This window comes from Pseudomonas sp. C321, from assembly GCF_055407105.1.
Map to the genome: position 1 here is coordinate 13,049 of NZ_JBUZRB010000002.1, position 26,012 is coordinate 39,060.

General features: G+C 60.2%; 24 protein-coding genes. 8 read left to right on the forward strand and 16 right to left on the reverse strand.

The annotated features are described in order from the left end of the window. Position 1 precedes the first annotated feature (1 nt). The 13 genes from trpC to ACZRJ6_RS06055 form a co-directional block, all read right to left on the reverse strand. On the reverse strand, positions 2-838 hold the full coding sequence (gene trpC, locus ACZRJ6_RS05995; protein ID WP_463967908.1) for an indole-3-glycerol phosphate synthase TrpC: 837 nt from the start codon (positions 836-838) through the stop codon (positions 2-4). Continuing rightward, entirely contained in the window at positions 835-1,884 is a 1,050-nt protein-coding gene (trpD, locus tag ACZRJ6_RS06000) for an anthranilate phosphoribosyltransferase (RefSeq protein ID WP_463967907.1), read from the reverse strand. Before trpD ends, trpC begins: the two co-directional genes overlap by 4 nt. Before the next feature lie 9 nt (positions 1,885-1,893). Continuing rightward, positions 1,894-2,487, reverse strand: a complete 594-nt coding sequence (locus ACZRJ6_RS06005) for an aminodeoxychorismate/anthranilate synthase component II (RefSeq protein ID WP_463967906.1) — start codon at positions 2,485-2,487, stop codon at positions 1,894-1,896. 20 nt (positions 2,488-2,507) lie between these two features. After that, positions 2,508-3,989: an anthranilate synthase component I gene (gene trpE, locus ACZRJ6_RS06010; protein WP_463967905.1), complete on the reverse strand. Its 1,482-nt coding sequence runs from the start codon at positions 3,987-3,989 to the stop codon at positions 2,508-2,510. Positions 3,990-4,057: 68 nt separating this feature from the next. After that, positions 4,058-4,876: a phosphoglycolate phosphatase gene (locus ACZRJ6_RS06015; RefSeq protein WP_463967904.1), complete on the reverse strand. Its 819-nt coding sequence runs from the start codon at positions 4,874-4,876 to the stop codon at positions 4,058-4,060. Then, complete coding sequence (gene rpe, locus ACZRJ6_RS06020; protein ID WP_463967903.1) at positions 4,873-5,547, reverse strand: ribulose-phosphate 3-epimerase; 675 nt, start codon at positions 5,545-5,547, stop codon at positions 4,873-4,875. The genes ACZRJ6_RS06015 and rpe overlap by 4 nt, the downstream gene beginning before the upstream one ends. 83 nt (positions 5,548-5,630) lie before the next feature. Continuing rightward, positions 5,631-6,779, reverse strand: coding sequence for an iron-containing alcohol dehydrogenase (locus ACZRJ6_RS06025; protein WP_463967902.1), 1,149 nt, complete (start codon positions 6,777-6,779; stop codon positions 5,631-5,633). Between the two features lie 92 nt (positions 6,780-6,871). After that, the gene (locus ACZRJ6_RS06030) at positions 6,872-7,696 is read right to left on the reverse strand and encodes an ABC transporter permease (protein WP_463967901.1); all 825 of its coding nucleotides are present in this window, start codon (positions 7,694-7,696) and stop codon (positions 6,872-6,874) included. A gap of 12 nt (positions 7,697-7,708) precedes the next feature. Further along, complete coding sequence (locus ACZRJ6_RS06035) at positions 7,709-8,956, reverse strand: ABC transporter permease (protein WP_463967900.1); 1,248 nt, start codon at positions 8,954-8,956, stop codon at positions 7,709-7,711. A gap of 155 nt (positions 8,957-9,111) precedes the next feature. Next, a complete protein-coding gene (locus ACZRJ6_RS06040) occupies positions 9,112-10,152 on the reverse strand; it encodes an ABC transporter substrate-binding protein (RefSeq protein WP_350614387.1) in 1,041 nt (346 codons plus the stop codon). Between the two features lie 45 nt (positions 10,153-10,197). Next, positions 10,198-11,310 carry an ABC transporter ATP-binding protein gene (locus ACZRJ6_RS06045; RefSeq protein WP_463967899.1) on the reverse strand — a complete coding sequence of 371 codons (1,113 nt, stop codon included), beginning with the start codon at positions 11,308-11,310 and terminating at the stop codon, positions 10,198-10,200. A 226-nt stretch (positions 11,311-11,536) separates the two neighbouring features. After that, positions 11,537-12,166: a response regulator gene (locus tag ACZRJ6_RS06050; protein WP_133102265.1), complete on the reverse strand. Its 630-nt coding sequence runs from the start codon at positions 12,164-12,166 to the stop codon at positions 11,537-11,539. Between the two features lie 21 nt (positions 12,167-12,187). Further along, positions 12,188-14,578 carry a PAS domain-containing sensor histidine kinase gene (locus tag ACZRJ6_RS06055; protein ID WP_463967898.1) on the reverse strand — a complete coding sequence of 797 codons (2,391 nt, stop codon included), beginning with the start codon at positions 14,576-14,578 and terminating at the stop codon, positions 12,188-12,190. Positions 14,579-14,655: 77 nt separating this feature from the next. Here ACZRJ6_RS06055 and ACZRJ6_RS06060 point away from each other — a divergent pair, with 77 nt between their 5' ends. Next, positions 14,656-15,633: an alpha/beta hydrolase family protein gene (locus ACZRJ6_RS06060; protein ID WP_463967897.1), complete on the forward strand. Its 978-nt coding sequence runs from the start codon at positions 14,656-14,658 to the stop codon at positions 15,631-15,633. A 10-nt stretch (positions 15,634-15,643) separates the two neighbouring features. Here the strand turns inward: ACZRJ6_RS06060 and ACZRJ6_RS06065 are convergent, their stop codons facing one another. From ACZRJ6_RS06065 to ACZRJ6_RS06075, 3 genes are read right to left on the reverse strand one after another with little or no spacing between them, the layout of a single operon-like run. Continuing rightward, complete coding sequence (locus ACZRJ6_RS06065) at positions 15,644-16,411, reverse strand: TerB family tellurite resistance protein (RefSeq protein ID WP_463967896.1); 768 nt, start codon at positions 16,409-16,411, stop codon at positions 15,644-15,646. 1 nt (position 16,412) lies between these two features. Next, a complete protein-coding gene (gene murU, locus ACZRJ6_RS06070) occupies positions 16,413-17,087 on the reverse strand; it encodes an N-acetylmuramate alpha-1-phosphate uridylyltransferase MurU (protein ID WP_463967895.1) in 675 nt (224 codons plus the stop codon). Beyond that, the gene (locus ACZRJ6_RS06075) at positions 17,084-18,109 is read right to left on the reverse strand and encodes an aminoglycoside phosphotransferase family protein (protein WP_463967894.1); all 1,026 of its coding nucleotides are present in this window, start codon (positions 18,107-18,109) and stop codon (positions 17,084-17,086) included. Before ACZRJ6_RS06075 ends, murU begins: the two co-directional genes overlap by 4 nt. Before the next feature lie 130 nt (positions 18,110-18,239). On the opposite strand from ACZRJ6_RS06075, the gene ACZRJ6_RS06080 reads away from it, so the two are divergent. The 7 genes from ACZRJ6_RS06080 (at position 18,240) to glpE (ending at position 25,910) form a co-directional block, all read left to right on the forward strand. Then, entirely contained in the window at positions 18,240-21,065 is a 2,826-nt protein-coding gene (locus ACZRJ6_RS06080) for an LPS-assembly protein LptD (protein WP_463967893.1), read from the forward strand. Further along, positions 21,046-22,380: a peptidylprolyl isomerase gene (locus ACZRJ6_RS06085; RefSeq protein WP_463967892.1), complete on the forward strand. Its 1,335-nt coding sequence runs from the start codon at positions 21,046-21,048 to the stop codon at positions 22,378-22,380. Before ACZRJ6_RS06080 ends, ACZRJ6_RS06085 begins: the two co-directional genes overlap by 20 nt. Next, on the forward strand, positions 22,377-23,366 hold the full coding sequence (pdxA, locus tag ACZRJ6_RS06090; protein ID WP_463967891.1) for a 4-hydroxythreonine-4-phosphate dehydrogenase PdxA: 990 nt from the start codon (positions 22,377-22,379) through the stop codon (positions 23,364-23,366). Before ACZRJ6_RS06085 ends, pdxA begins: the two co-directional genes overlap by 4 nt. Continuing rightward, positions 23,363-24,175, forward strand: coding sequence for a 16S rRNA (adenine(1518)-N(6)/adenine(1519)-N(6))-dimethyltransferase RsmA (rsmA, locus tag ACZRJ6_RS06095; RefSeq protein WP_149414388.1), 813 nt, complete (start codon positions 23,363-23,365; stop codon positions 24,173-24,175). The genes pdxA and rsmA overlap by 4 nt, the downstream gene beginning before the upstream one ends. 122 nt (positions 24,176-24,297) lie before the next feature. Then, the gene (apaG, locus tag ACZRJ6_RS06100; RefSeq protein ID WP_133102275.1) at positions 24,298-24,678 is read left to right on the forward strand and encodes a Co2+/Mg2+ efflux protein ApaG; all 381 of its coding nucleotides are present in this window, start codon (positions 24,298-24,300) and stop codon (positions 24,676-24,678) included. After that, the gene (locus ACZRJ6_RS06105; protein WP_463967890.1) at positions 24,678-25,547 is read left to right on the forward strand and encodes a symmetrical bis(5'-nucleosyl)-tetraphosphatase; all 870 of its coding nucleotides are present in this window, start codon (positions 24,678-24,680) and stop codon (positions 25,545-25,547) included. The genes apaG and ACZRJ6_RS06105 overlap by 1 nt, the downstream gene beginning before the upstream one ends. 33 nt (positions 25,548-25,580) lie before the next feature. Beyond that, positions 25,581-25,910, forward strand: coding sequence for a thiosulfate sulfurtransferase GlpE (gene glpE, locus ACZRJ6_RS06110; RefSeq protein WP_149414385.1), 330 nt, complete (start codon positions 25,581-25,583; stop codon positions 25,908-25,910). Positions 25,911-26,012 lie beyond the last annotated feature (102 nt).

Consider the following 26,012-nt stretch of genomic DNA (forward strand, 5'->3'; position numbering starts at 1 on the left):
ATCAATCCAGCGTCGAGCCGCTGATTGCCACACCACGCTCAGGAAAGAACAAACGCTGCAGTTCAGCTCCCGGATTTTCGGCACGCATGAAGGTTTCGCCCACCAGGAACGAATACACGCCGCTGATTTCCATCAATTCAACATCTGCTCGGTTGACGATGCCACTCTCGGTGATCACAAGGCGATCGCGAGGAATGCGCGGCAGCAGGTCGAGGGTGTTTTCCAGACTGACTTCGAATGTGTGCAGGTTGCGATTGTTAACCCCCACCAGCGGTGTATCGAGGGTTTTCAGCGCACGCTCCAGTTCGTCACCGTCGTGAACTTCCACCAGTACATCCAGGCCTACGCTTTTGGCCACGGCGGCCAGCTCTGCCATCTTCACGTCATCCAATGCGGAGACGATCAACAGCACGCAATCGGCGCCCAGCGCGCGGGCTTCAATGATTTGATACGGGTCGACCATGAAGTCCTTGCGGATCACCGGCAGCGTGCAGGCTGCCCGCGCTTGCTGGAGGTAAAGATCACAGCCCTGAAAATAGTCGATATCGGTCAACACTGAGAGGCATGTCGCGCCGCCCTTTTCGTAACTCTTGGCGATGTCTTCAGGAATGAAGATCTCGCGAATCACCCCTTTGCTCGGCGAAGCCTTTTTGATTTCAGCAATGACGGCCGGCTGCCTGGCCTTGGCCTGCTTGATCAGGGCATCGGCGAAGCCGCGTGGTGCATCGGCGCTTTTCGCCAAGCCTTCCAGCTCGGCCAGGCTGACACGGGCACGGCGCTCGGCCACCTCTTCTGCCTTGCGAGCCAGGATATTTTCCAGAACGGTCGGAACACTCATCCTTCATTCTCCATCTTGAACACGGCCGTGAATGCTCCCAGTTCTTCGAGCTTCTCGCGAGCCAGGCCCGTGTGCAAAGCATCGTGGGCCAAGGCGACGCCTTCCTTAAGACTATAGGCGTGGTCGGCCGCGTAAAGTGCCGCGCCGGCATTCAGGATGATCATTTCCGCAGCCTTCTGGCCATTTTCGGTTTTTCGGCGGCCCAAGGCATCGCGAATCAACTCAAGGGAGGCGGCCGGGCTTTCCACCGCCAGGCCGTGCAAGCTCTGGCTCTTCATGCCCAGGTCTTCAGGTTCGACCCAATATTCGGTGACCTGATCATTCTTCAGCTCTGCCACGAAGGTCGGCGCCGCCAGGCTAAATTCGTCCAGGCCATCCTTGGAGTGCACCACCAGCACATGTTTGCTGCCCATGCGTTGCAAGACTTCGACCAGTGGCCGGCACAGCGCCTGACTGAACACACCAACCACCTGATGTTTCACGCCAGCCGGATTCGTAAGCGGGCCGAGCATGTTGAACAGGGTGCGCAAGCCGAGGTCCTTGCGCGGACCGGCAGCGTACTTCATCGCCCCATGATGGGACTGAGCGAACATGAAGCCAATGCCGACATTATCGATGCAGCGCGCCACTTGCACCGGCGTCAGGTTCAGGTAGATCCCTGCAGCTTCCAGCAAATCGGCGCTGCCGCTTTTGCCTGATACCGCGCGGTTACCGTGCTTGGCCACGGTGCAACCGGCAGCCGCCACGACAAAAGAGGCAGCCGTCGACACGTTGAAAATGTTCGCACCGTCGCCACCGGTGCCGACCACGTCGACCACGCCGTCGAGGGTCTTGAGTTCGACCTTGTCCGCCAACTCACGCATGACCGAGACGGCGCCGACGATTTCGTCGATGCTCTCGCTCTTCATGCGCATGGCCATCATAAAGGCGCCGATCTGCGCATCGGTGCATTGACCGGTCATGATTTCGCGCATGACATCGCTCATCTCGGCAGTGCTCAGGTCCAGATGGCCGACGATACGGCTCAGGGCAGTCTTGATATCCATGAAAAGTCCTTAGCGCGTGCCGCCGCGTTGCTTGAGAAAGTTGGCGAACAGCTCATAGCCCTGCTCGGTCAGAATCGATTCAGGGTGAAACTGCACCCCTTCAACATTCAATGTCTTGTGGCGCAGGCCCATGATCTCGTCGACCGAGCCGTCTTCCAACTGAGTCCAGGCGGTCAGCTCAAGGCATTCCGGCAGGGTCTCGCGCTTGACCACCAACGAGTGGTAGCGAGTAACCGTCACCGGCAGCTTCAAGCCGTGAAATACACCCTGGTCATTATGGAACACCGGGCTGGTCTTGCCATGCATCACCTGGCGGGCGCGAACCACGTCGCCGCCGAATGCCTGGCCGATGGACTGATGGCCCAGGCACACACCGAGAATCGGCAATTTCCCGGCAAAAAACTTGATGGCTTCCAGGGATATCCCCGCTTCGGTCGGGGTACACGGACCAGGGGAAACCACGATGCGCTCAGGATTCAGCGCGGCGATTTCGGCCACGGTCAGTTCATCGTTGCGCACCACCTTGACCTCGGCGCCGAGCTCACCCAGGTATTGCACAACGTTGTAAGTAAAGGAGTCGTAGTTATCGATCATCAGCAACATGGGGGAAACCTCTTGAATTCTTAGCCCTGCGGGGTCTGTTCAGCCAACGCCACTGCGCGGAACATCGCCCGGCGCTTGTTCAAGGTTTCTTCCCACTCAAGGGCTGGTACCGAGTCGGCAACAATGCCGCCACCCGCCTGCACATGCAGCTCCCCGTCCTTGATCACCGCAGTGCGGATCGCAATGGCGGTGTCCATGTTGCCGTTCCAGGCGAAGTAGCCCACCGCGCCGCCATAGACACCGCGCTTGACTGGCTCCAGCTCGTCGATGATTTCCATCGCGCGAATCTTTGGTGCGCCGGACAAAGTGCCAGCCGGCAGAATCGCCCGCAAGGCGTCCATCGCCGTCAGCCCGGCCTTCAGCTCGCCAGTAACGTTGGAGACAATGTGCATCACGTTGGAATAACGCTCGATGACCATCTTCTCTGTGAGTTTCACCGAACCGATTTCCGAGACTCGCCCAGTGTCGTTACGCCCCAGGTCGATCAGCATCAAGTGCTCGGCAATTTCCTTGTCGTCGGACAGCAGGTCTTGCTCCAGCGCCAGGTCCGCCTCTTCGGTCGCACCGCGAGGACGGGTACCGGCAATCGGGCGCACGGTGATCAGATTGTCTTCGACACGCACCAGCACTTCCGGCGAACTGCCCACGACATGGAAGTCGCCAAAGTTGAAGAAGTACATGTACGGCGTCGGGTTGAAGCAGCGCAGCGCCCGATAGAGATCAATGGGTGCGGCCTTGAAGTCGATGGACATTCGCTGCGACGGCACCACTTGCATGCAGTCGCCGGCGAGGATGTATTCCTTGATGGTATCGACTGCGCGCTCGTAGTCATCCTGAGTAAAGCTGGAGCGGAACACCGGGTCGGCGGCCGGCGGACGGCTTAGGTCCAGGCCGCGACGCGGGGTGATCGGCTGGCGCAGTTTTTCCAGCAAGGCTTCCAGGCTGGCCTGGCCTTGCTCGAACGCGCCATCCTGGGAGGGATCGGCCAGCACAATCGCGTGCATCTTGCCGGCAAGGTTGTCGAAAACGACTACCGCGTCGGAGACCATCAACAGAATGTCCGGCACGCCCAGCGGGTCAGGATTCGGGCATTTGCCCAGGCGTTTTTCCACGTAACGCACGCAGTCGTAGCCGAAGTAGCCCACTAGGCCGCCGTTGAAGCGCGGCAGGCCGGCAATGATCGGTACGTTATAGCGGGCCTTGAAGGCTTCGACGAAGGTCAGCGGGTCTTCCACATCATGGCTTTCGATCTCGACGCCGTCACAGGTGATGCTGACGTGATGGTCGTGAACCCGCAGTACCGTGCGGCACGGTAGGCCAATGATCGAATAACGCCCCCACTTCTCGCCGCCCTGCACCGATTCCAGCAAATAGGAATTGGGCTCGTCGGCCAGTTTCAGGTAGATCGACAGCGGGGTGTCGAAGTCGGCCAGGGTTTCGCAGGCCAGGGGGATACGGTTGTAGCCGGCAGCGGCCAAACGCAGGAATTCTTCGCGGATCATGAGGTGCCTCGTGGCATGAGGGTCTAACGGTCAGGTGTGCAAACGTGCCGCAGCGCGGCCAGGATCAGTCAGGCGCGCCAACGCCAGCGGGCCAGAGCCTTGATGACTTTCATCCAGAGTTTGCGAGTGACCACCACGATGGGATTTCCAGAAGGGGATGGAACAGCGTCGGCCAACGTTATCTCAGCGCCAGCTCCCAAGCAACCCGGGATTAGCAGTCGCAGGTCGTCAATCACCAGCGTTGGTGACTCTTCGGCGATCGGCCGGCCGTGGTTATAGCCGTAACTCAAGGCCACGCACTGGACCCCTGCCGCTTTCGCCGCCAACACATCGCTGCGCGAATCGCCGACAAACAACGACTGGGAGGCCGGGATATTGGCCATTTTCATCACGAAGAACAGCGCCGCCGGGTCGGGTTTCTTCTGCGGCAGGGTATCGCCACCGATGATCCAGCGAAAATAGCGACCGATCTTCATCTGGTCCAACAACGGCGCGACAAAGCGCTCCGGCTTGTTGGTAATCAACGCCATTTCCACGCCCTGCTTGTGCAGCCACTTGAGGGTGTCACGCACGCCGGGATAGACCACGGTCAGTTCGTAGCCGTCTTCATAAGCGGCGTTGAACAGTTGCAGGGCATGCTCGGCCTCGACGTCATCCACACCTTGCGCGTCGATATGGTTGGCCAGGGCCCGGCGTACCAACATCTGCACGCCGTTGCCGACCCACTCCCGCACCGAGTCGATACCGGCCGGCGCACGTCCGAGTTTGAGCAGCATGTTATCCACGGCAGCCGCCAGGTCCGGGACCGAGTCGACCAACGTCCCGTCCAGATCGAACATCACCAACCGCGGCAGCGTGCCGGGGAACAACTGCTCAAAGCCGCTCATGGACGCGCCAGCGCCAGTTCTGCGCGCATTTTAGCGATCACTTCCTGATAGTCCGGCGCGTTGAAAATCGCCGAGCCTGCGACAAAGGTATCGGCACCGGCAACAGCGATTTCGCGGATATTGTTGACGTTGACGCCACCGTCGATTTCCAGGCGGATATCACGACCTGAGGCATCGATCAGCGCGCGGGCTTCGCGCAGCTTGTCGAGGGTGCCGGGAATGAACTTCTGCCCGCCAAAGCCTGGGTTGACGCTCATCAGCAGGATCATGTCGACCTTGTCCATCACGTACTTGAGCACGTCCAGCGGCGTCGCCGGGTTGAACACCAGGCCGGCCTTGCAGCCGCCTTCGCGGATCAGTTGCAGGGAGCGGTCGACGTGCAGCGTAGCTTCCGGATGGAAGGTGATGTAGGTCGCGCCGGCGTCGATGAAGTCACCGATAATGCGGTCCACTGGGCTGACCATCAAGTGCGCATCAATAGGCGCGGTTACGCCGTACTTGCGTAGGGCGGCGCAGACCATCGGACCAATGGTCAGGTTCGGCACATAGTGGTTATCCATGACATCGAAGTGAACGAAGTCGGCACCGGCGGCCAGCACGTTGTCCACTTCCTCGCCCAGGCGGGCGAAGTCGGCGGAAAGAATCGATGGAGCAATAACGAAGGGCTGCATGACGCACCTTTTTGAGCTAAATCACGATGGCGCGCATTGTATACCGCATGCTTTGTTGCGCGCACCGTGACCTGACTCAATGGCTAGTACGCAGCGCGGTAGATTTTCTCTATATCCGCGGCGCTGAGCTTGCGCGGATTGTTGCGCATCAGTCGCTCGATGCCAGCAGCCTCCACAGCCATGGCCGGGATAGCCTCTTCGGGAACACCGAAACTGCGTAAACCTGACGGGATCTCTACGGCGGCGCACAGCCGTGTCATGGCCTCGACGGCCTGGTCGGCGGCATCGTTGACACTCAACCCCGTGACATTCACCCCCATGGCCTGGGCGATATCCCGCATGCGTTCGACGCAGGCCAGCTTGTTCCAGTGCATGACATAGGGCAGCAACAAGGCATTGCTGACCCCATGGGAGATATTGAAGCGCCCGCCCAACGGATACGCCAGGGCATGCACCGCGCCCACACCGGCATTACCGAAGGCCATGCCGGCCATCAGGCTAGCGGTGGCCATGTCATCACGGGCTTGGAGATTGGCCGGGTTGGCGTAGGCCTTGGGCAAGGCATTGACGATCAATTTGATCGCGCCAATGGCTAGGGCATCGGTGATCTGCGAGGCATTCAGCGACAGGTAGGACTCGATGGCATGCACCAGCGCATCGACGCCACTGGCGGCGGTGATGCTGCGCGGGCAGGTCAAGGTCATCTGCGGGCTGATCAGCGCTACGTCCGGCAACAGGAAATCGCTGACGATACCTTTTTTCAATTGGGCGACCTTGTCCGACAGAATCGCCACATTGGTCACCTCCGAACCGGTGCCGGCGGTGGTGGGAATCGCGATCAGCGGCGGGCCCTTGCGGGGCACCTGGTCGACACCGAACAGGTCCTCCAGGGCGCCGTGATAGCCGGCATAGGCAGCGACGCTCTTGGCGATGTCGATGGCACTGCCGCCGCCCACGCCAATCAAGCCGTCATGCCCGCCTTCGCGGTAGGCCTGCATGCAGTCTTCGACGATGGCAATTTCCGGGTCGGGCATCACACGGTCGAAAATTTCGTAGGGACGATCACCCAACTGCGCCAACGCCAACTGCACGGTGCCGGACTTGACCAGTGCCGCATCGGTGACGATCAGCGGGTTGTCGACATCCAGCCTTGTCAGCTCGGCGGCCAACTGCTCGATGGCACCTGGTCCGGTGAGCAGTTTGTGGGCGATCTTGAATGAGGAGGTACTCATGTGCGCGGCCTCTTAGAAGTGGGGGCTGGCACAAGGATAGCTCGGGATTGAGGGTTGTCTGCCATTCAGGGGCTGAATGGCAGACTTAGCCTTCAGACTTGTGCGGTACGCAGCTTTTCACTGCGCCCGCGCAACCACTCCAGGGTCAGCAACAACACAACCGAGAATGCAATCAGCAAGGTCGCCGCAGCGGCGATGGTCGGGCTGAGGTTTTCACGGATACCACTGAACATCTGCCGGGGCAAAGTCGCCTGTTCGGGACCTGCGAGGAACAGTGTCACCACCACTTCATCGAACGAAGTGGCGAAGGCAAACAGCGCACCCGAGATCACCCCAGGAGCAATCAGCGGCAAGGTCACCCGCCGAAATGCCGTCACCGGCGAAGCTCCCAGACTGGCTGCCGCACGCACCAGATTATGGTTGAAGCCTTGCAAGGTCGCCGACACGGTAATGATCACAAATGGCACGCCCAACACCGCATGCACCACGATCAGCGAAAAGAAGCTGTTGCCCAGGCCCAACGGCGCAAAGAACAGGTAGCTGGCCACACCGATAATCACCACCGGCACCACCATCGGTGAAATCACCAACGCCATCACCAGCGCCTTGCCGGGGAAATTGCCACGGGTCAGGCCAATCGCCGCCAGGGTGCCGAAGACCATGGCCAGCAAGGTCGCCGCCGGAGCGACGATGATGCTGTTCTTTAACGCACGCATCCATTCCGCCGAGGCGAAAAAGTCCTCGTACCAGTGCAGCGAGAACCCTTGCAGCGGGTACACCAGGAAACTCCCGGAGTTGAACGACAGCGGAATGATCACCAGCACCGGCAAAATCAGGAACAACAGGATCAGGCCGCAAAGAATCCGCAAGCTGTAGAACCAGACCCGCTCAACGGGTGACATGTAAGGGCTCAGCATCTCAAGGTCTCCTCAGCTCAGGCGCAGGCGGCTGGCGCCCACCAGCCAGTTGTAGATCAAGTACAGCACCACGGTGGCCAGCAGCAACAATCCGCCCAATGCCGTGGCCATGCCCCAGTTAATGCTGGTGTTGGTGTAGAAGGCCACAAAGTAGCTGACCATCTGGTCGTTCGGGCTGCCCAGCAACGCCGGGGTGATGTAGTAACCAATTGCCAGAATGAACACCAACAGGCAGCCCGCACCGACGCCCGCGTAGGTCTGCGGAAAGTACACCCGCCAGAAGCTGGCAAACGGATGACAGCCCAGGGAAATCGCCGCGCGCATATAGGTCGGCGAAATTCCCTTCATCACGCTGTAGATCGGCAAAATCATGAACGGCAGCAGGATATGCACCATGGAGATGTAGACCCCCAGCCGGTTGAATACCAACTCCAGGGGCTTGTCGATGATGCCCATGCTCATCAGCGCGCCATTGATCAGCCCACCCGATTGCAACAGCACAATCCACGCCGCCACTCGCACCAGCACCGACGTCCAGAACGGCAGTAGCACCAGGATCATCAGCAGGTTGCTTTGCCGAGCAGGCAAGTTGGCCAACAGGTAGGCCAGGGGATAGGCCAGCAATAGGCAAAACACGGTAATCACCAGGCCCATCCAGAAGGTCCGGGCGAAGATGTCGAGGTAAATCGCCTGGTCCGGCGTGGCCGGGGCGACTTCGCCGAGGTCATCAATACGGTGATCGACGGCCGCCAGCAGGTAGTAAGGCGTTAAGCTGCTGGTATTGCGGCGGATCGCCTGCCAGTACGCCGGGTCGCCCCAACGCTCGTCGAGGTTTTCCAGCGCTTCTTTATAAGAGGCAGGCACTTGGGTAAACGGCAGCGCCCGCGCGGTTTTGGTCAGCAGACTGCGGTAGCCGGCCAATTCCATGTTCAGACGTTTGGACAAATCGCCCAGGGTCTGGTTTTTCCGGGCTTCGCCCAGGTCCTCGGTGAGGGCCTGATACACAGGCTCGCCGGGCAAGCCACGCCCGTCCCACGCGGTCACCGCAACCACGGTGCGCGGCAGGCCGCCCACCACTTCCGGGTTGCCAACGCTTTTGTAGAGCAGCGCGACGATCGGCACCAGGAACACCAGCAACAAAAACAGCACCAGCGGCGCAATCAAGGCTTGGGCCTTCCAGCGGTTAAGCCGCTCGGCACGCGCCAGGCGCTGCTTCAAGGTGGGGGTGGAGACCTCGTTCGAGGGAACGGCGATGGCCATGGCAAACTCCGGATCTTAAAGATGGACTGCCCCCTGTAGGAGCGAGCTTGCTCGCGAAGAACGTGAAGGCGGCGCGTTTAACCTGGCAGCACGCGTTATCGTTAACGTCCATCGCGAGCAAGCTCGCTCCTACAGGGGCAAGCGGTGTAGCTTGGTTATTTGGCCGCCCAGGAATTGAAGCGCTGCTCCAGTTGCTCACCGTTATCCGCCCAGAAGCTGACGTCGATCTGCACCTGGTTGGCGATGTTTTCCGGGGTGGTCGGCATATCCTTGAGCACATCTTTAGCCAGCAGCGGTACCGCCAGAGTGTTGGCCGGACCGTAGGCGATGTTTTCCGAATAGGTTTTCTGCTGCTGTGGCGCGACCGAGAAGGCGATGAATTTCTTCGCTGCTTCAGCACGATCCTTGGCCAGGCCTTTTGGAATCGCCCAAGCGTCGAAGTCGTAGATGCCGCCGTTCCACACCACTTTCAGATTGCTTTCTTTCTGCACGGCGGCGATCCGACCGTTGTAGGCCGAGCTCATGACCACATCGCCCGAGGCCAGGTACTGCGGCGGTTGTGCGCCGGCTTCCCACCACTGGATTGACGGCTTGAGTTCGTCGAGCTTCTTGAATGCCCGGTCCTGACCGTCTTTGCCGGCCAGCACTTTGTAAACGTCTTTAGGCGCTACGCCGTCCGCCATCAAAGCGAACTCCAGGGTGTACTTGGCACCCTTGCGCAAGCCACGCTTGCCGGGGAATTTCTTGGTGTCCCAGAAATCCACCCAACCGGTAGGAGCGGTTTTCAGCTTGTCGGCGTTGTACGCCATGACCGTCGACCACACGAAGAAACCTACGCCGCACGGCTGAATCGCACCCTTGACGAAATCTTCAGCCTTGCCAAACAGCGCCGGATCCAGCGGTTCGAACATGTCTTCGTCACAGCCACGGGACAGCTCCGGCGACTCGACTTCCACCAGGTCCCAGGACACGCTCTTGGTGTCGACCATAGCTTTGACCTTGGCCATTTCACCGTTGTATTCACCGGCAATGATCTTACCGTTGCCCGCGCTTTCCCACGGAGCGTAGAAGGCCTTGACCTGCGCCGCCTTGTTCGCGCCGCCGAAGGACACGACCGTCAGGTCCGTGCCTGCCATGGCCTGTGTCGCGCCTATCAAGCCAAGGGCCAGAGCACTGAATTTAAGGGATTTCAACATTGTTGTTCTCTCCACGTGCAGGGTTGGGTGAAGCCAAGGGGGCGATCAATTCGCCTCTAGAAGTGGGTCGAGTGCGCGAACGTGCTCGACTTGCCAGCCAATCGGTACCACGTCGCCGACCGTCAACGCCGTGTCCAGCTCGGCGATCGGTTGTTTCACAAAAAAATCGCTCTTGCCGAAGACTTCCAGGCGCACCCGCACGTGGTCGCCCAAGTAGATGAATTCTGCCACACGCCCGGAAAAGCGGTTGACGCAGCTTTCGCTGGAGCCATTGAGGTTTACCCGTTCCGGGCGCACCGACAGGGTCACCGGGCCGCCGATCTGGCCGACATTCACCGCCAGCGCCTCGACCTTCTCGCCCCGCGCCAGCTCGACTACGCATCGGTCGCCGCTGTGGCTGTGCAAGCGGCCATTAAGACGGTTGTTCTCACCAATGAAGTTGGCGACGAAGGTGTTTTTCGGCTCTTCATACAAGGTGCGCGGAGCAGCGATCTGCTGGATTTCACCCTGGTGGAACACCGCCACACGGTCGGACATGGTCAGCGCTTCGCCCTGATCGTGGGTCACGTAGACCACAGTCACGCCGAGGCGCTGGTGCAGGTGTTTGATCTCCATCTGCATGTGTTCGCGCAGTTGCTTGTCGAGGGCACCGAGGGGTTCGTCCATCAACACCAACTGCGGTTCAAATACCAGCGCCCGGGCCAGGGCTACCCGCTGCTGCTGGCCGCCGGAGAGTTGCGCCGGGTAGCGCTGGGCGAAGGCATCGAGCTTGACCATGCTCAATACGCGCTTTACCCGCTCGCTGATATCGGTCTTGCTCAAGCCCCGGACCGACAGCGGAAACGCCAGGTTTTCGGAGACCGTCATGTGGGGGAACAAGGCGTAGTTCTGGAACACCATGCCGATGTCACGCTTGTGGGGCGGCACTTTATTGATAGAGCGCCCGGCCAGCTGAATTTCGCCCGCGGTCGGCGTTTCGAAACCGGCGAGCATCATCAGGCTGGTGGTCTTGCCCGAACCGGACGGCCCGAGCAGGGTGAGGAATTCGCCCTTGCGAATCTCCAGGTTGAGGTCTTTGACGATCAGGTTCTCGCCATCGTAGCTCTTCTGTACGCCACGAAAGCTGACCAGCACATCATTTGAATCCACCTCGCTCATACCCACACCTTTTCGTTTTGGACTGCCGTGAAACAAGCGTAGTCCAGGCGCAAGCCCCCGAAAATCGGGGTGCAGGAGAGATTGGTATCAGCATCTTGGAAGGTTCGGGGTAGGGATCGCCCTACACGGATGGCGGGCACTGGACAGTGCAGTCATGAGCATCAAGCTGCAAGCCTTAAGAATGGGCTTGGCGACGTTTTTCGGGGTGTCGCAAATAGATATGACTCTATAGAAGCTTGTGCTCCATCGCGTACTTCACCAGTTCTGCCAGGGAGGTGATGTTGAGTTTCTGCATCAACCGCGCCTTGTGGGTACTGATAGTCTTGCTGCTCAAGGCCAGTTGCTGGGCGATGTCGTTGACGTTGGCACCCTGAGCCAGGCGCTCGAACACCGAGAACTCCCGCTCCGACAGCAGCGAATGCAAGGGCCGGGCGTCGGTGAGGCCGACTTCGAAGACCATGCGGTCCGCCAGGTCCGGGTCAATGTAACGCCCGCCGGCCGCCACTTTTCGGATCGCCGTCAGCAGCAGCGCCGGGTCACTGTCCTTGGTGGCATAACCGGCGGCACCCACCTTCAGCGCACGAGCGGCCATTTGCGCTTCGTCGTGCATGGACAGCACCAGGATGGCGGGAGGATTGTTCAGGGCGCGTATCCGCGGGATGGCTTCAAGGCCGTTGACGCCGGGCATAGAGATGTCCAACAGCACCACCTCGCACGGCACGTGGCGCAAGGTTTCCAGCAGTTGCTCACCATTGCTCGCCTCGCCTACCACCAGCAGGTCCTTGGCCAGGCCGATCAATTGCTTGATGCCTTCACGAACAATGGCGTGGTCTTCGGCTACCAGTACGCGGATCACGGGGTTTTCCTCTTTTTGTGGTTATGAATCCAGCGGTACCGTGACACTCAGGGTCGTGCCCTCCCCCAACTGACTGTCGAGGGTCAACTGACCGCCCATGATCAATACTCGCTCACGCATGCCGACCAGGCCAAACGACACCGGGCGCCCTGGCGCAGGCACAAAACCTGCGCCGTCATCGCTGATGGTCAGCCGCAGACTGGCACCTTCCACCGCCAGGGTCAGTTCGACAGTATGCGCCTGGGCATGGCGCATCACATTAGTCAGCGCCTCCTGCAGGATCCGGAACAGGCCAATGGCCTTGGCGTCGCTGAGCGCCGGCAGGTTGTCCGGCACTTGCACCAGGCAAGGAATCTGCGTGCGGGCTTCGAAACGCCGGGCCTGCCACTCAATAGCTGAGGCAATCCCGGCGTCGAGAATCGGCGGGCGCAACGCGGTGGCGACATCCCGTACCAGTTGAAAGAGCTGGGCAATCAGGCGCTTCATGCTGTTCAAGCGCTCATGCAAGCCTGGGTCAAGCTGTGCATAGGCCAGTTCGCACATCGAAGTTTCCAGCTTGAGCACCGTAAGCATTTGCCCCAGTTCGTCATGCACTTCGCGGGCGATGCGCGCCTTTTCTTCCTCGCGCACGGTTTCCAGGTGAGCTGACAATTCACGCAATTGTGCCCGGGAGGCGTCCAGTTCCAACTCGATGCGCTTGCTCTCGCTGATATCCCAGACAATTCCGTCCCACACCACAACGCCCTCCTCCAGGCGCCGGGTGACGGCCTTGATTTCGGCCCAACGCTGCTCACCCTGGCGGGTGAGGATACGACCTTGCCACGACCAATTGCTTTCGGTGTCGATGGCCTGGTCCTGAGTGCGGTGGTAACTGGCGCGGTCGTCCGGGTGTACCAGGCTGCGTATGCCGACATCGCGATGACGGAGCACCGCCGGGGCATAGCCCACCAGGCTTTCACTCCCTTCGCTGATATAGGCAAATTCGATAGCGGCGCTCAACGGCAGCCGCTCCAGCCGAAACACCAATCCCGGCACATTGGCGGCAATCCCTTGCAGGCGCGCTTCACTTTCCTGCAACGCGGCCAGGGCCCGACGACGCTCGGTGACATCATTGAGGTAAACCACCAGGTATTCGCCGCCGGCAAACCGCAGGAAGCTCAAGGAGACATCCGTGGGCAACACACTGCCGTCAGCCCGTAGGCAATCGGTGGCAAAACTTTGCGGCCCGTCTTCACTGGCCCGGGCGCGTTTCCATAGGTTCAGCCAGCGGTCCATGGTCAGCTTGGGCTCGAAATCAATCAGCGGGCGCTCGATCAGCGCACCGGGGGCGTAGCCGAGCATGGTTTCTGCCGCCACGTTGGCGTAGCGCACATGGCTGTCCCAATTGACCCAGAGGATGCCGACGGTGCTCTGATCGATGGAAAACTGCGTCAGGCGCAACGCTTCGGCACCGGCGGCGCGAGCGGCGCTTTCTTCCCGAGTCGCCAGCAGGTCCTGCTCCAAACCGCGCTGCTGACGACGCTGCCACAATGCCACCGCCAGGCAGGCCAGCAACAGGATGCCCAGCAGCAGGCTCAGGTTCTGCCAGAAACCGGGGGATTCGGTCAAGCGCGGGTATTTGGGCTGCAACCAGCGGGCATGCAACTGGTCCAGGTCCCGAGCAGGAATCGCCCGCAAGGCGCTTTCCATGATCTCGGCAAGCTCGGGCCAATCACGTCGGGTTGCCACCCGCAGCAGTTGCGGCAGGCCGATATCGCCTACCACCGCGAGCCCGGCGAACTCAGGTTCCACAGACAAGTGACTGAGCTGCGCCTCATCGATTACCGCATAGCGGGCTTGCTGGCTCAGCAGCAATTGCAGGGCCTGGCGCTCCAGGGGCACACCTTGCAGGTTTAGGCTGGGGTAATTGCTGCGCAGGTAATCGGCGACAGTACTGGGCATGCGCACCGCCACCCGGGATTGCTCATCGAGCTTTTCCAGATCCACGGTGCCGCCGCCATCGCGGATGCCGACGACGCGCTGGGGAACCCGCATATAGGGGTCGGAAAACTGCCACAGACGCAGACCGGCCGGGGTTTGCAGCAGGCCGGGGGCAAGATCGACCTCGCCGTCGCGTACCGCCGCGTCCAACTGTTCCTGATTGGGGAAGTTGCGCCAGGTCAGCTCTATATTCAGCGCCTTGGCCAACCACTGCATCAGCTCGACATTGACCCCGGATAAACGCTGCAAGCGCCGGTCGTATTGCGCATAGGGCGCCTGCAGGACCAGCCCGACCCGCAGCTCCGGGTGCTGGGCCAGCCATTCACGCTGCTCGACACGGAGTACCGCCTGCGGCACGACAGGCACCGGCACAGCGCCCGCCATCAAGGGAAAGCACAGACAGCCGATAACCAGCAGACAGCGAAAAATCATGATTCACATCTCACATCACTGACAAATACTGACCAACCCATTAGGCTGCCGGAATCACTTCTGGCCTGGAATCAACGATGCCCCTTCTCCACCGTTCGGCACTGCCAGCATTGTGCCTGTCGCTGCTGTTTACCAGCGCCTTTTGTGTCCAGGCCGCTGATACCCAACCACCGGCTGCAGAAAAACCGGCCGAGCGCCAGCCATTGCCCGAGCGTAGCCAGGAAGACGCCGAGGCGCTTGAGAGGACAGTCCCGTCCCAGGAACAGCAACAATTGCAGGCCGGCAGCGATACGTTCCTCGCCCTGTGGAAACCTGCCAACAGCGCCGAACCTGAGGGCGTGGTCATTATTGTCCCTGGCGCTGGGGAAAGTGCTGACTGGCCTCAAGTAATCGGCCCTTTGCGGCAAAAATTGCCAGACGCCGCCTGGGGCAGTCTCAGTTTGTCACTGCCAGACCTGAGCCTGGCCACCACTCCACCGCGGGTAATCGAAGCCCCCAAGGCTGCCGTGGACACCAGCAGCAAAGATGCCAGCACCGTAGCACCCAAGCCGATCGAACAGGCTGCCAGCGCCGAAGCCGAAGGCACCGACCCAGCCGTCGTCCCAGGCATAGATGAGCAGGACAAGACCGACGCCACGCGAATCTTTGCCCGCATCGATGCCGCCGTTGCCTTCGCCCAGACGCAAAATGCCCGCAGCGTGGTGCTATTGGGGCACGGCACGGGCGCCTGGTGGGCGGCTCGCTATCTGAGTGAAAAACAACCGCCTCAGGTCCAGAAGTTCATCATGGTGGCGGCGCAGACGCCGCTCGCAGGCGCTCCGGACCTGCAACAACTGGCGCCAACGCTGAAACTGGCCACCGCCGACTTTTTCTATCAAGACAACGCCCAGGCACGCAAAAATGCCCTGGAACGAGCCCAGGCGAGCAAGCGTTTGAAGAATGACAACTACAAACAGGTGTCGTTGAAGGCCCTTCCCGGCAACAACCAGGCCGGGCAGGAGCAGTTGTATCGGCGGATTCGTGGCTGGTTAAGCCCGCAGAACACCGGGAGTTGATCGCCAGCCGCTACCTGAAATCCCGCTGTTCACGAATCAACGCATAGGCGTTATGCAGTTCACGTGTCCTTTCGGTCGCCTCACGCACCTGCGCCAGGCTGGCACCACTCCCGGCAATCTTGTCCGGGTGATGACGACTGAGTAGCCGCCGATAAGCCCGTTTGATCACCGACGGTTCAGTGGTCGCCGTCACCCCGAGAATCCGCAACGCTTCCTGATAAGCGTTGCCACGGCTGGCCAACGGTTTGCGCTCAGGTTCGTAATCAGCCGCCAGTGCCTGAGTCTGCTGCGGCGTCCAGCCCAACCACTTGCCCCATAACCCGATCAGCTCGCGCTCGGCAGTGCTGGCCTTGCCATCCGCCCAGACCATCCGCCAACAGGCGCGCAACACACCTTCCGCCGCATGGGGCTGGGCCTTGAGCAGGCGCAGATAACTGCGCACGCGGTCAGAGCCGGACTTGCCCCGGTTGAACGCAGCAATGGCCCGGCGCTGGGCCGACTCGGTCATACTCAGCGAACGCATCTCCTGACGGGCCTGCTGGATATGCCCGTCCACCACCCGGCCATTGCTCTTGGCCAGGCGGCCGAGCAGTACAAACAGCAATTCATCGTTGCGCAGCGCCGGACGCCCGCCCAGTCGCTCGCGCAATTGCGCCCAACTGTGCAGTTGCAAACGTCGGTCCATCGCCTGACCCAACAGCGCGCCCAGCATGGCCCCCGGAATGCTGGCGATGGCAAAGCCCGCCCCGGCTCCAATCAGAGTCCCTGGCCACAGCATCTTACTGCCCCGCTGTCAGCAGGTTTTCGACTTGCGCCAGGCGCTCCAGCGTCCCGACATCGATCCAGCGTCCTTCCATGTGTTCCCCCGTCACCAAACCTTGAGCCATCGCCGCGCGCAACAACGGCGCCAGCTTGAAGGCGCCAGCGCTGCAACCCGCGAAAAGCTCGGGGTGCAGCACTGAAATGCCACTGAAGGTCAGGTTATCGGCACCGGGCGCGGCATCATGAAGCGAACCGTCCTTGAGGTAGAAGTCGCCACCACTGGGGTGATGCGCCGGGTTATCGACCATCACCAAGTGGGCCAGCCCCTTGAGCGGCTGATTCAGGCCGGCGAAGTCGTAGTCAGTCCAGATATCACCATTGACCACCAGGAACGCCTCGTCACCCAGAAGCGGTAATGCCTGGAAAATCCCGCCACCGGTTTCCAGCGGCTCGCCTTCGGCGGAGTACTGGATTCGCACGCCATACTGTGAACCGTCGCCCAGATAGCCCTCGACCTGCTGACCGAGCCAGGCGTGGTTGATGACGATGTCGGTAAAGCCGGCTTTCGCCAGCGCCTCAAGGTGATACTCGATCAGGCGCTTGCCGCCCGCCTGGATCAGCGGCTTGGGGGTATGCAAAGTCAGCGGACGCATCCGCTCACCCTTGCCGGCAGCCAGGATCATGGCCTTCATACAACGGCCTCGTCGGGTAGGCGCAGGCTCGCCAGCAGTTCGCCCAGGTCGTTCAACTCCGCACGATCCGCAAGCACCGCTTCAATATAGGCAAAGAAGCGCGGCACATCGGCCAGGTAGCGCGGCTTGCCGTCACGATGGCAGATACGCGCGAAGATACCGATCACCTTGAGGTGACGCTGCACGCCCATCAGGTCACTGGCCCGCAAGAATTCTTCAAAGTCTTCTTGTACAGGGATGCCCAATTGGCCAGCCCGCTGCCAATAGCCACGCTGCCATTCCTGCACGCGAGCCTGTGGCCAACTGAGGAACGCGTCCTTGAACAAGCAGGTGATGTCATAGGTCACCGGGCCGTAGACCGCATCCTGGAAATCCAGCACACCGGGGTTCGGCTCACTGATCATCAGGTTGCGCGGCATGTAGTCGCGATGCACCAGCACCTTGGGCTGAGCCAAGGCACTGTCGATCAGCAATGTGCTGACCCGCTGCCACAGGTCCAGTTGATGAGCATCGAACTCAATGCCCAGGTGCCGGCGCACATACCACTCGGGGAACAGTTCCAGCTCCCGGCGCAACAGCGCAACGTCATAGCTGGGCAACCCGGCGTCCATTGGCAACTGCTGGAAAGCCAGCAACGCGTCGATGGCATCAGCGAACAATTGATCGGCATTTTCGCCGTCCATGACATCCAGATACGTTTTTCTGCCCAGGTCATTGAGCAAAAGAAAGCCGCGAGGCAGATCTTCTGCATAAATTTGTGGGACGTTTATCCCCGATTTCGCCAGCATTTGAGCGATATCGACGAAAGGTTTGCAGTTTTCCTGGGGGGGGGGCGCGTCCATGACGACAAAACTGCGGCCCTCGCCTTCCCAACGGAAATAGCGTCTGAAACTCGCGTCGCTGCTGGCCGCAGTCAACGTGGCCGGGGGTACGACACCCCAGCCTTGAGCGGTAAAAAGTGAAGGTAGCTGCTCATCAAGCCAGACTTTCAGGTGTTGCAAACGTAGATCTTGCTCGGGCATTACAAGGGTCTCCGACGGCGCTAGCCGTCAAGCGGGTCATGCTTTATTATCACGCATCTTTTTCAGACCATCGAGAGGCGTGCGGCCCACACCGCGGGCAGATGGCACGCAGGAAGCCCGGACTAATAAGATGGCATTGAAATCCCCCGCGTTTCGTAGAAAATTTCCGTTGCTGGTAACCGGCAGTCTGCTGGCCATGCAACCCTTCGCCACCTCATTCGTGGTCGCCGCGGAACAGTATGACTGCTCAGTCTCTGCTTCGGGTGCCTGGGATTGCGCGCCGAAAACCAGCGCCGCCCCATTACCACCGCGCCCGGTGCATGACGGCAGTGCCGTCAGCTCGGCCAACGGCACGCCGCAAGGCGAGACTGCTGGCGCTGAAACCGTGCCGCAGACCAAGCTGGTCACCGAATCCAAAGGCCGTGGCCTGCGTTCGCGCAGCGCCGACTACAGCCACCTGGATTGGGTCCCTCGCGAGAAGCTCACCGCCGCTCAGCTGGCTGAAACCGGTCCTTATTGCGCCGGTTCCTATGTCGAGCCGCTTCGTCCTGGCATGAACGACAAGACGGACAAGAGCGACGCGCCGACCTTCATCGGTGCCAAGGTCTCTCGTTATGAGCAGGAACAACAAGTCGCGACCTTGGCCGGTGACGTTGTCATGCGCCAAGGCAGCATGCAGGTCGAAGCCGAAGAGGCCAGCCTGTATCAGGCCGAGAACCGTGGCGAGCTGAACGGCAATGTCCGTTTGCGCGACAATGGCGCCCTGATCGTCGGCGACCATGCCCAGGTTCAACTGGACACCGGTGCCGCACAAGTCGACAACGCCGAATACGTGATGCACAAATCACGCATCCGCGGTAGCGCGCTGTACGCCAAGCGTGCCGAGAACGCGATTATCCGTCTCAAGGACGGTACGTACACCACCTGCGAGCCAGACAGCAACGCCTGGCAGCTCAAGGGCAACAACATCACGTTGAACCCGGCCACCGGTTTCGGTACGGCGACGAACGCGACGTTGCGGATCAAGAACATTCCGATCCTGTACACGCCGTACATCTACTTCCCGATTGATGATCGTCGTCAGTCCGGCTTCCTGCCGCCGAGCTTTAGCACCGGCAATGAGTCGGGCTTTACCCTGAACACGCCGTATTACTTCAACCTGGCACCGAACTACGATGCCACGTTGTACCCGCAATACATGACCAAGCGCGGCATGTTGATGGAAGGCGAATTCCGCTACCTCACCAAGTCCAGCGAAGGGCAGTTCGGCGGCGCGTACCTCAACGACGACAACGATGAGCGCAGCAAGCAATCCGATTACGAAAAAACCCGTTGGATGCTTAATTGGCAGCACAAGGGTGGCCTGGATTCGCGGGTAATGACTGAAGTCGATTACACCGACATCAGCGATCCGTTCTACTTCCAGGATCTGAAGACTGATCAGATTGGCGTTGAGTCCCAGGACTTTATCAATCAGCAGGGTGCCGTCAGCTATCGTGGCGACAGCTACACCGCTCGGTTGAATCTCCAGGCTTACAAGCTGGCGACGATATCCCAAATCACTCCGTATAACCGTTTGCCACAGATCACCTTCAATGGTGCGCTGCCGTACCATCCGGGCGGGTTGAACTTTGCTTATGAAACCGAAGCTGTCCGGTTTGATAGGGACCTGAGGACCGGGAATATCACCAACGAAGATGGTGGGCCGTTCAATGCCGATGGCACTATAGGCGAACGCCGCCTGGACACATACGTGACAGGGCTGACTCGCGCCAACGGCACTCGCCTGAACGCGGCACCGAGTGTCGAGTATCCGATGAACTGGACGTATGGTTTCATCACGCCGAAGCTTAAATACGTTTACACCAAGTACGACCTCGACCTAGACGGCACTGGCAAGAATCAGCTTATTGCAGCCCAAAATGCGGCAGGGGCGGGTTACACCGGCAGCACATTCAAAAGCTCCCAGGACCGTGCTGTTCCTATCGCAAGCGTCGATAGCGGCCTGTACTTCGACCGCAGCACACAGTGGTTCGGTAAAAACTACAACCAAACCTTGGAGCCGCGCCTGTTCTATCTCTACGTTCCAGAGAAAGACCAGAACGATATCCCCATATTCGACACCGGCGAAACCACGTTCAATTACGCCTCTTTGTTCCGTGACAACCGATTCGTCGGTGGCGACCGCATCGGTGACGAAAACAAGCTGTCGCTTGGCGTCACCAATCGCTGGATCGAAGAAAACGGCTTTGAGCGTCAACGTGTTTCCGTCGGCCAAGCCTTGTACTTCAAGGATCGCGAAGTCCAACTGCCGGGCATCCTGGCCGCCGACCGCGCGGATGCACAGTCGAATGTTTCGCCTATCGCTCTTGACTACGAGTTCCGCTTCAACCGCGACTGGCGTGCCACTGCCGACTACAACTGGGACACTGAAAGCCATAGCGCACGCTCCGGCAGCGCGATGTTCCACTACCAGCCGGAGGACAACCCGAACAAGGTCGTCAACGTTGGTTATCGCTATCGCAATGACCAGGTTGTCTACAACCAGTTGACCGGTAAATGGCAGTTCGGTGGTGACTACGGAACTGCAGGTCAAGAGAACTTCGTGAAGGATTACTACAAAATCCAGCAACACGACTTCTCGATGATGTGGCCGATCATTCCCCAGTGGAACCTGATCACCCGCTGGCAGTATGACTATGCACGCAACCGTACCCTGGAAGCCTTCGGTGGTTTCGAGTACGACAACTGCTGCTGGAAACTGCGCGTGATCAACCGTTATTGGGTTTCCAACGACGAATACAGCCAGATCGCCCCGCTCAACGAAAAAGGCGACCACGGCCTCTTCCTCCAAATTGTCCTGAAGGGACTCGGCGGCCTCACTGGCGCCAAGGTAGAGAGCTTCCTCGACAAAGGCATCCAAGGTTATCGTGAACGTGAAGATCAAGCTTTCTGATTGTCTGCGCCCGCTGATGCTGGGCGCGCTGTTCCTGGGTACTGCAGCGGCACACGCTGCAGTTCAACCGCTGGACAAGGTAGTGGCCATCGTCGATAGCGACGTGATCATGCAGAGCCAACTGGACCAACGGGTCAAGGAAGTTCAGCAAACCATCGCCAAGCGTGGCGGTGGCGTGCCGCCTACCAGCGTCCTGGACCAGCAGGTGCTGGAACGCCTGATCGTCGAAAACCTGCAATTGCAGATCGGCGACCGTTCCGGCATTCGTATCACCGACGAAGAGTTGAACCAGGCCGTCGGCACCATCGCTCAACGCAACAACATGAGCATTGATCAATTCCGCGCCGCACTGGCTCGCGACGGTCTGTCGTATGAAGACGCCCGTGACCAGATTCGCCGCGAAATGATCATCAGCCGTGTGCGTCAGCGCCGTGTGGCCGAGCGGGTCCAGGTCTCCGAGCAGGAAGTGAAAAACTTCCTGGCCTCGGACCTGGGCAAGATGCAGCTCTCTGAAGAACTGCACCTGGCTAATATCCTGATCCCGACGCCGGACAGTGCCAACGCTGAACAGCTCAACGCAGCGGCGGCAAAAACCCAGGCTATCTATGACCGGCTCAAGCAAGGCGCTGACTTTGCTCAGATGGCTATTGCCCAGTCCGGCAGCGACAACGCCCTCGAAGGCGGTGACATGGGCTGGCGTAAAGCCGCTCAACTGCCACCTCCGTTCGATCGCGAGCTGAGCACCATGGAAATCGGCGGCATCACCCAGCCCGCTCGTACTCCTGGCGGCTTCATCATCCTCAAGCTGCTGGAAAAGCGCGGCGGCGAGACTCAGGTACGGGACGAAGTACATGTTCGTCACATCCTGATCAAACCAAGCGAAATTCGCAGCGAAGCAGAGACCAAGGCCCTGGCCCAGAAGCTCTACGAGCGCATTACCAGCGGCGAAGACTTTGCCACCCTGGCCAAAAGCTACTCGGAAGACCCAGGCTCTGCCCTCAACGGCGGCGACCTGAACTGGATCGACCCGAAGGCACTGGTGCCCGAGTTCCAGGCAGTGATGGCCGAGACTCCGCAAGGCGTACTGTCCAAGCCATTCAAGACCCAATATGGCTGGCACGTCCTGGAAGTCCTTGGCCGTCGCGCCACTGACAGCACCGCCCAGGCCCGCGAGCAACAAGCCTTGACCGTACTGCGAAACCGCAAATACGACGAAGAGCTGCAAACCTGGTTGCGTCAGATCCGTGACGAAGCCTACGTGGAAAACAAGCTTCCTGGCGCCGATCAAACAGGCACCGACCAGGCAGCACAGTGAAACCCCAGCGTTTCGCGTTGACACCCGGCGAGCCGGCTGGCATTGGTCCTGACCTTTGCCTGCTGCTCGCCTCGCAGCCCCAGCCATACCCTCTGATTGCCATTACCAGCCGCGACCTGCTCCTTGAGCGGGCCGCGCAACTGGGGGTGGCTGTCGACTTGCTATTGGTGGCACCCGGCAACTGGCCAGACCTTCCGGCGCCTGCCAACAGCCTGTATGTGTGGGACACTCCGCTGCAGGCCAAGGTCGTTGCAGGGCAACTGGACAAAGCCAATGCGTCATTCGTCCTGGAGACGCTGACCCGCGCTGGACAAGGGTGCGTGGATGGAGACTTCGCCGGGATGATCACCGCCCCGGTGCACAAGGGCGTGATCAACGATTCCGGCATCGCCTTTTCCGGCCATACCGAATTCCTCGCCGAACTGACCCACACCGCACAAGTAGTGATGATGCTGGCGACCCGTGGCCTGCGAGTAGCCTTGGTGACCACTCACCTGCCCCTGCGGGAGGTTGCCGACGCCATCACCCCTGAACGCCTGGAACGTGTGACGCGCATCCTGCACGCTGACCTGCAACAAAAATTCGGCATCGCCCAACCGCGTATCCTGGTATGTGGCCTCAACCCCCATGCCGGTGAAGGCGGCCACCTGGGCCATGAAGAAATCGACATCATCGAACCGACATTAGAGCGCCTGCGCAAAGAAGGCATGGACCTACGTGGCCCACTGCCTGCCGACACTCTGTTCACCCCAAAATATCTGGAGCACTGCGACGCAGTGCTGGCGATGTACCATGACCAGGGGCTGCCCGTGCTGAAATACAAAGGCTTCGGCGCCGCAGTCAACGTGACACTGGGCCTGCCGATCATCCGTACTTCCGTCGACCATGGCACCGCCCTGGACCTGGCCGGCAGCGGCAAGATCGATACCGGCAGCCTGCATGTGGCCCTGGAAACCGCCTATCAGATGGCCGAGACCCGTATATGACTGAGCATTACCAACACCGGGCGCGCAAGCGCTTCGGGCAAAACTTCTTGCACGACGCTGGCGTGATCGACCGCATCCTGCGTTCCATCCACGCCAAGCCCGAAGACCGTCTGCTGGAAATCGGCCCGGGCCAGGGTGCGCTGACCAAAGGCCTGCTCAACAGTGGCGGCCAACTGGACGTGGTTGAACTGGACAAGGACCTGATTCCGATCCTCAACCAGCTATTCGCCAGCCAACCCAACTTCCACCTGCACCAGGGCGATGCGCTGAAGTTCGACTTCACCAGCCTGAATGCGGCGCCCAACAGCCTGCGGGTTGTGGGCAACCTGCCGTACAACATCTCCACACCGCTGATTTTTCACCTGCTGAACAACGCAGGCCTGATCCGCGACATGCACTTCATGCTGCAAAAGGAAGTGGTCGAGCGTCTGGCAGCAGGCCCTGGCGGTGGTGATTGGGGTCGCCTGTCGATCATGGTTCAGTACCATTGCCGGGTTGAACATCTATTTAACGTCGGGCCGGGCGCATTCAATCCGCCACCGAAGGTCGACTCGGCCATCGTGCGCCTGGTGCCTCACGCGGTGCTGCCGCACCCGGCCAAGGATCACAAGCTGCTGGAACGCGTCGTGCGCGAAGCCTTCAACCAGCGCCGCAAGACCCTGCGTAACACCCTCAAGGCCTTGCTCAGCAACGACGAAATCGAAGCCGCCGGCGTCGACGGCAGCCTGCGCCCAGAGCAACTGGACCTGGCAGCATTCGTGCGCCTGGCTGACCAACTCGCCATTCAGCCTGCGCCAGCCGCCGACTGAACCTGAGCCTCACCCGCACCACCTGTGCACAGCCAGACACCATGTCTGGCCTAGTGCCTGTCACTTGGCCTAGACTGACCGGCATCCGTTGTCCCCCCGATTTTGCTTTTAAGGCCTCTTGCATGTCCGATCCTCGTTATCAGATCGACGTCAGCGTCGTCACCCGCTTCCTGGCGGAACAATCGCAACCCGACCAAAACCGCTTCGCGTTTGCCTACACCGTAACGGTGCAGAACAACGGTGAGCTCCCGGCCAAGTTGCTGTCACGTCACTGGGTCATCACCGACGGTGACGGTCAGGTCGAGGAAGTGCGTGGCGCCGGCGTCGTGGGCCAACAACCGCTTATCGCCCCGGGCAAGAGCCATACCTACAGCAGCGGCACGGTGATGACATCCCGCGTTGGCAACATGCAAGGTAGCTATCAGATGCTCTGCGACGATGGCAAGCACTTCGACGCCATCATCGCCCCCTTCCGCCTGGCGGTGCCCGGGGCCCTACACTGATGGCAACCTATGCCATCGGCGACCTGCAGGGCTGCCTGGAACCGCTCAAGTGCCTGCTTGAACGCGTGGACTTCAAGCCGACACGGGATCGCCTATGGCTGGTGGGCGACCTGGTCAACCGTGGCCCGCAATCCCTTGAGACCCTGCGCTTCCTTTATGGCATGCGCGATTCGCTGGTGTGCGTACTGGGCAACCATGACCTGCACCTGCTGGCCGCCGGCAATAACATCGAGCGCCTGAAAAAGGGCGACACCCTGCGGGAAATTCTTGAAGCGCCAGATTGCGTCGAATTGCTCGACTGGCTGCGCCAGCAAAAGCTCATGCATTACGACGAAGAGCGCAACATGGCGATGGTCCATGCAGGTATTCCTCCTCAATGGACGCTGAAAAAAGCCCTCAAGTGCGCCGCTGAAGTCGAAGAAGCCCTGGGTGACGACAACCTGTTCACGCCCTACCTGGATGGCATGTACGGCAATGAACCGGTGAAGTGGGACAACGATCTCACCGGGGTCGCACGCCTGCGGGTCATCACCAACTACTTCACGCGCATGCGTTTCTGCACCGCCGAAGGCAAACTTGATCTCAAGAGCAAGGAAGGCGCCGACACCGCGCCGCCCGGCTATAAACCCTGGTTCGCCCACAAGGAACGCAAGACCCGTGAAACGAAGATCATCTTCGGTCACTGGGCAGCCCTTGAAGGCAAGTGCAACGAGCCTGGCGTATTCGCCCTCGACACCGGCTGCGTCTGGGGCGGCGCCATGACCCTGATGGACATCGACACCGGCGAGCGCCTGAGCTGCCAGTGCGACGCTCAGGGCCATAACCAACCCCCTAGTCCCGAACAATTACAGGCCATCGCAAAGCGCTAGACGGCACTTTCATCCAGACCCAAGGAGCCCGCCATGAGCGAATTCAAACGTATCCCTCCCGAACAAGCCCAGGCCCTGCGTGAGCAAGGCGCTGTCGTTGTCGACATCCGCGACCAGCCCACCTATGCCGCGAGCCATATCAGTGGTGCCAAGCATCTGGACAATCATTCGATTGCCGACTTCATCCGCGCCGCCGACCTCGACGCGCCAGTGATCGTGTCGTGCTACCACGGCAATTCCAGCCAGAGCGCAGCCGCCTATCTGGTTAGCCAGGGCTTCAGCGATGTCTACAGCCTGGACGGCGGCTTTGAACTGTGGCGTACGACCTATCCGGCAGAAATTGCCTCTGGCGACTCGCAATAATTTTTTTCACACCCCGCTATCCCCCGTGACGCTTGGGCTCGCGCCGTTTCTGACAAACGGCGCACCCAAACTAATTACGTATCCCGCCTTGACCTCCCGTAT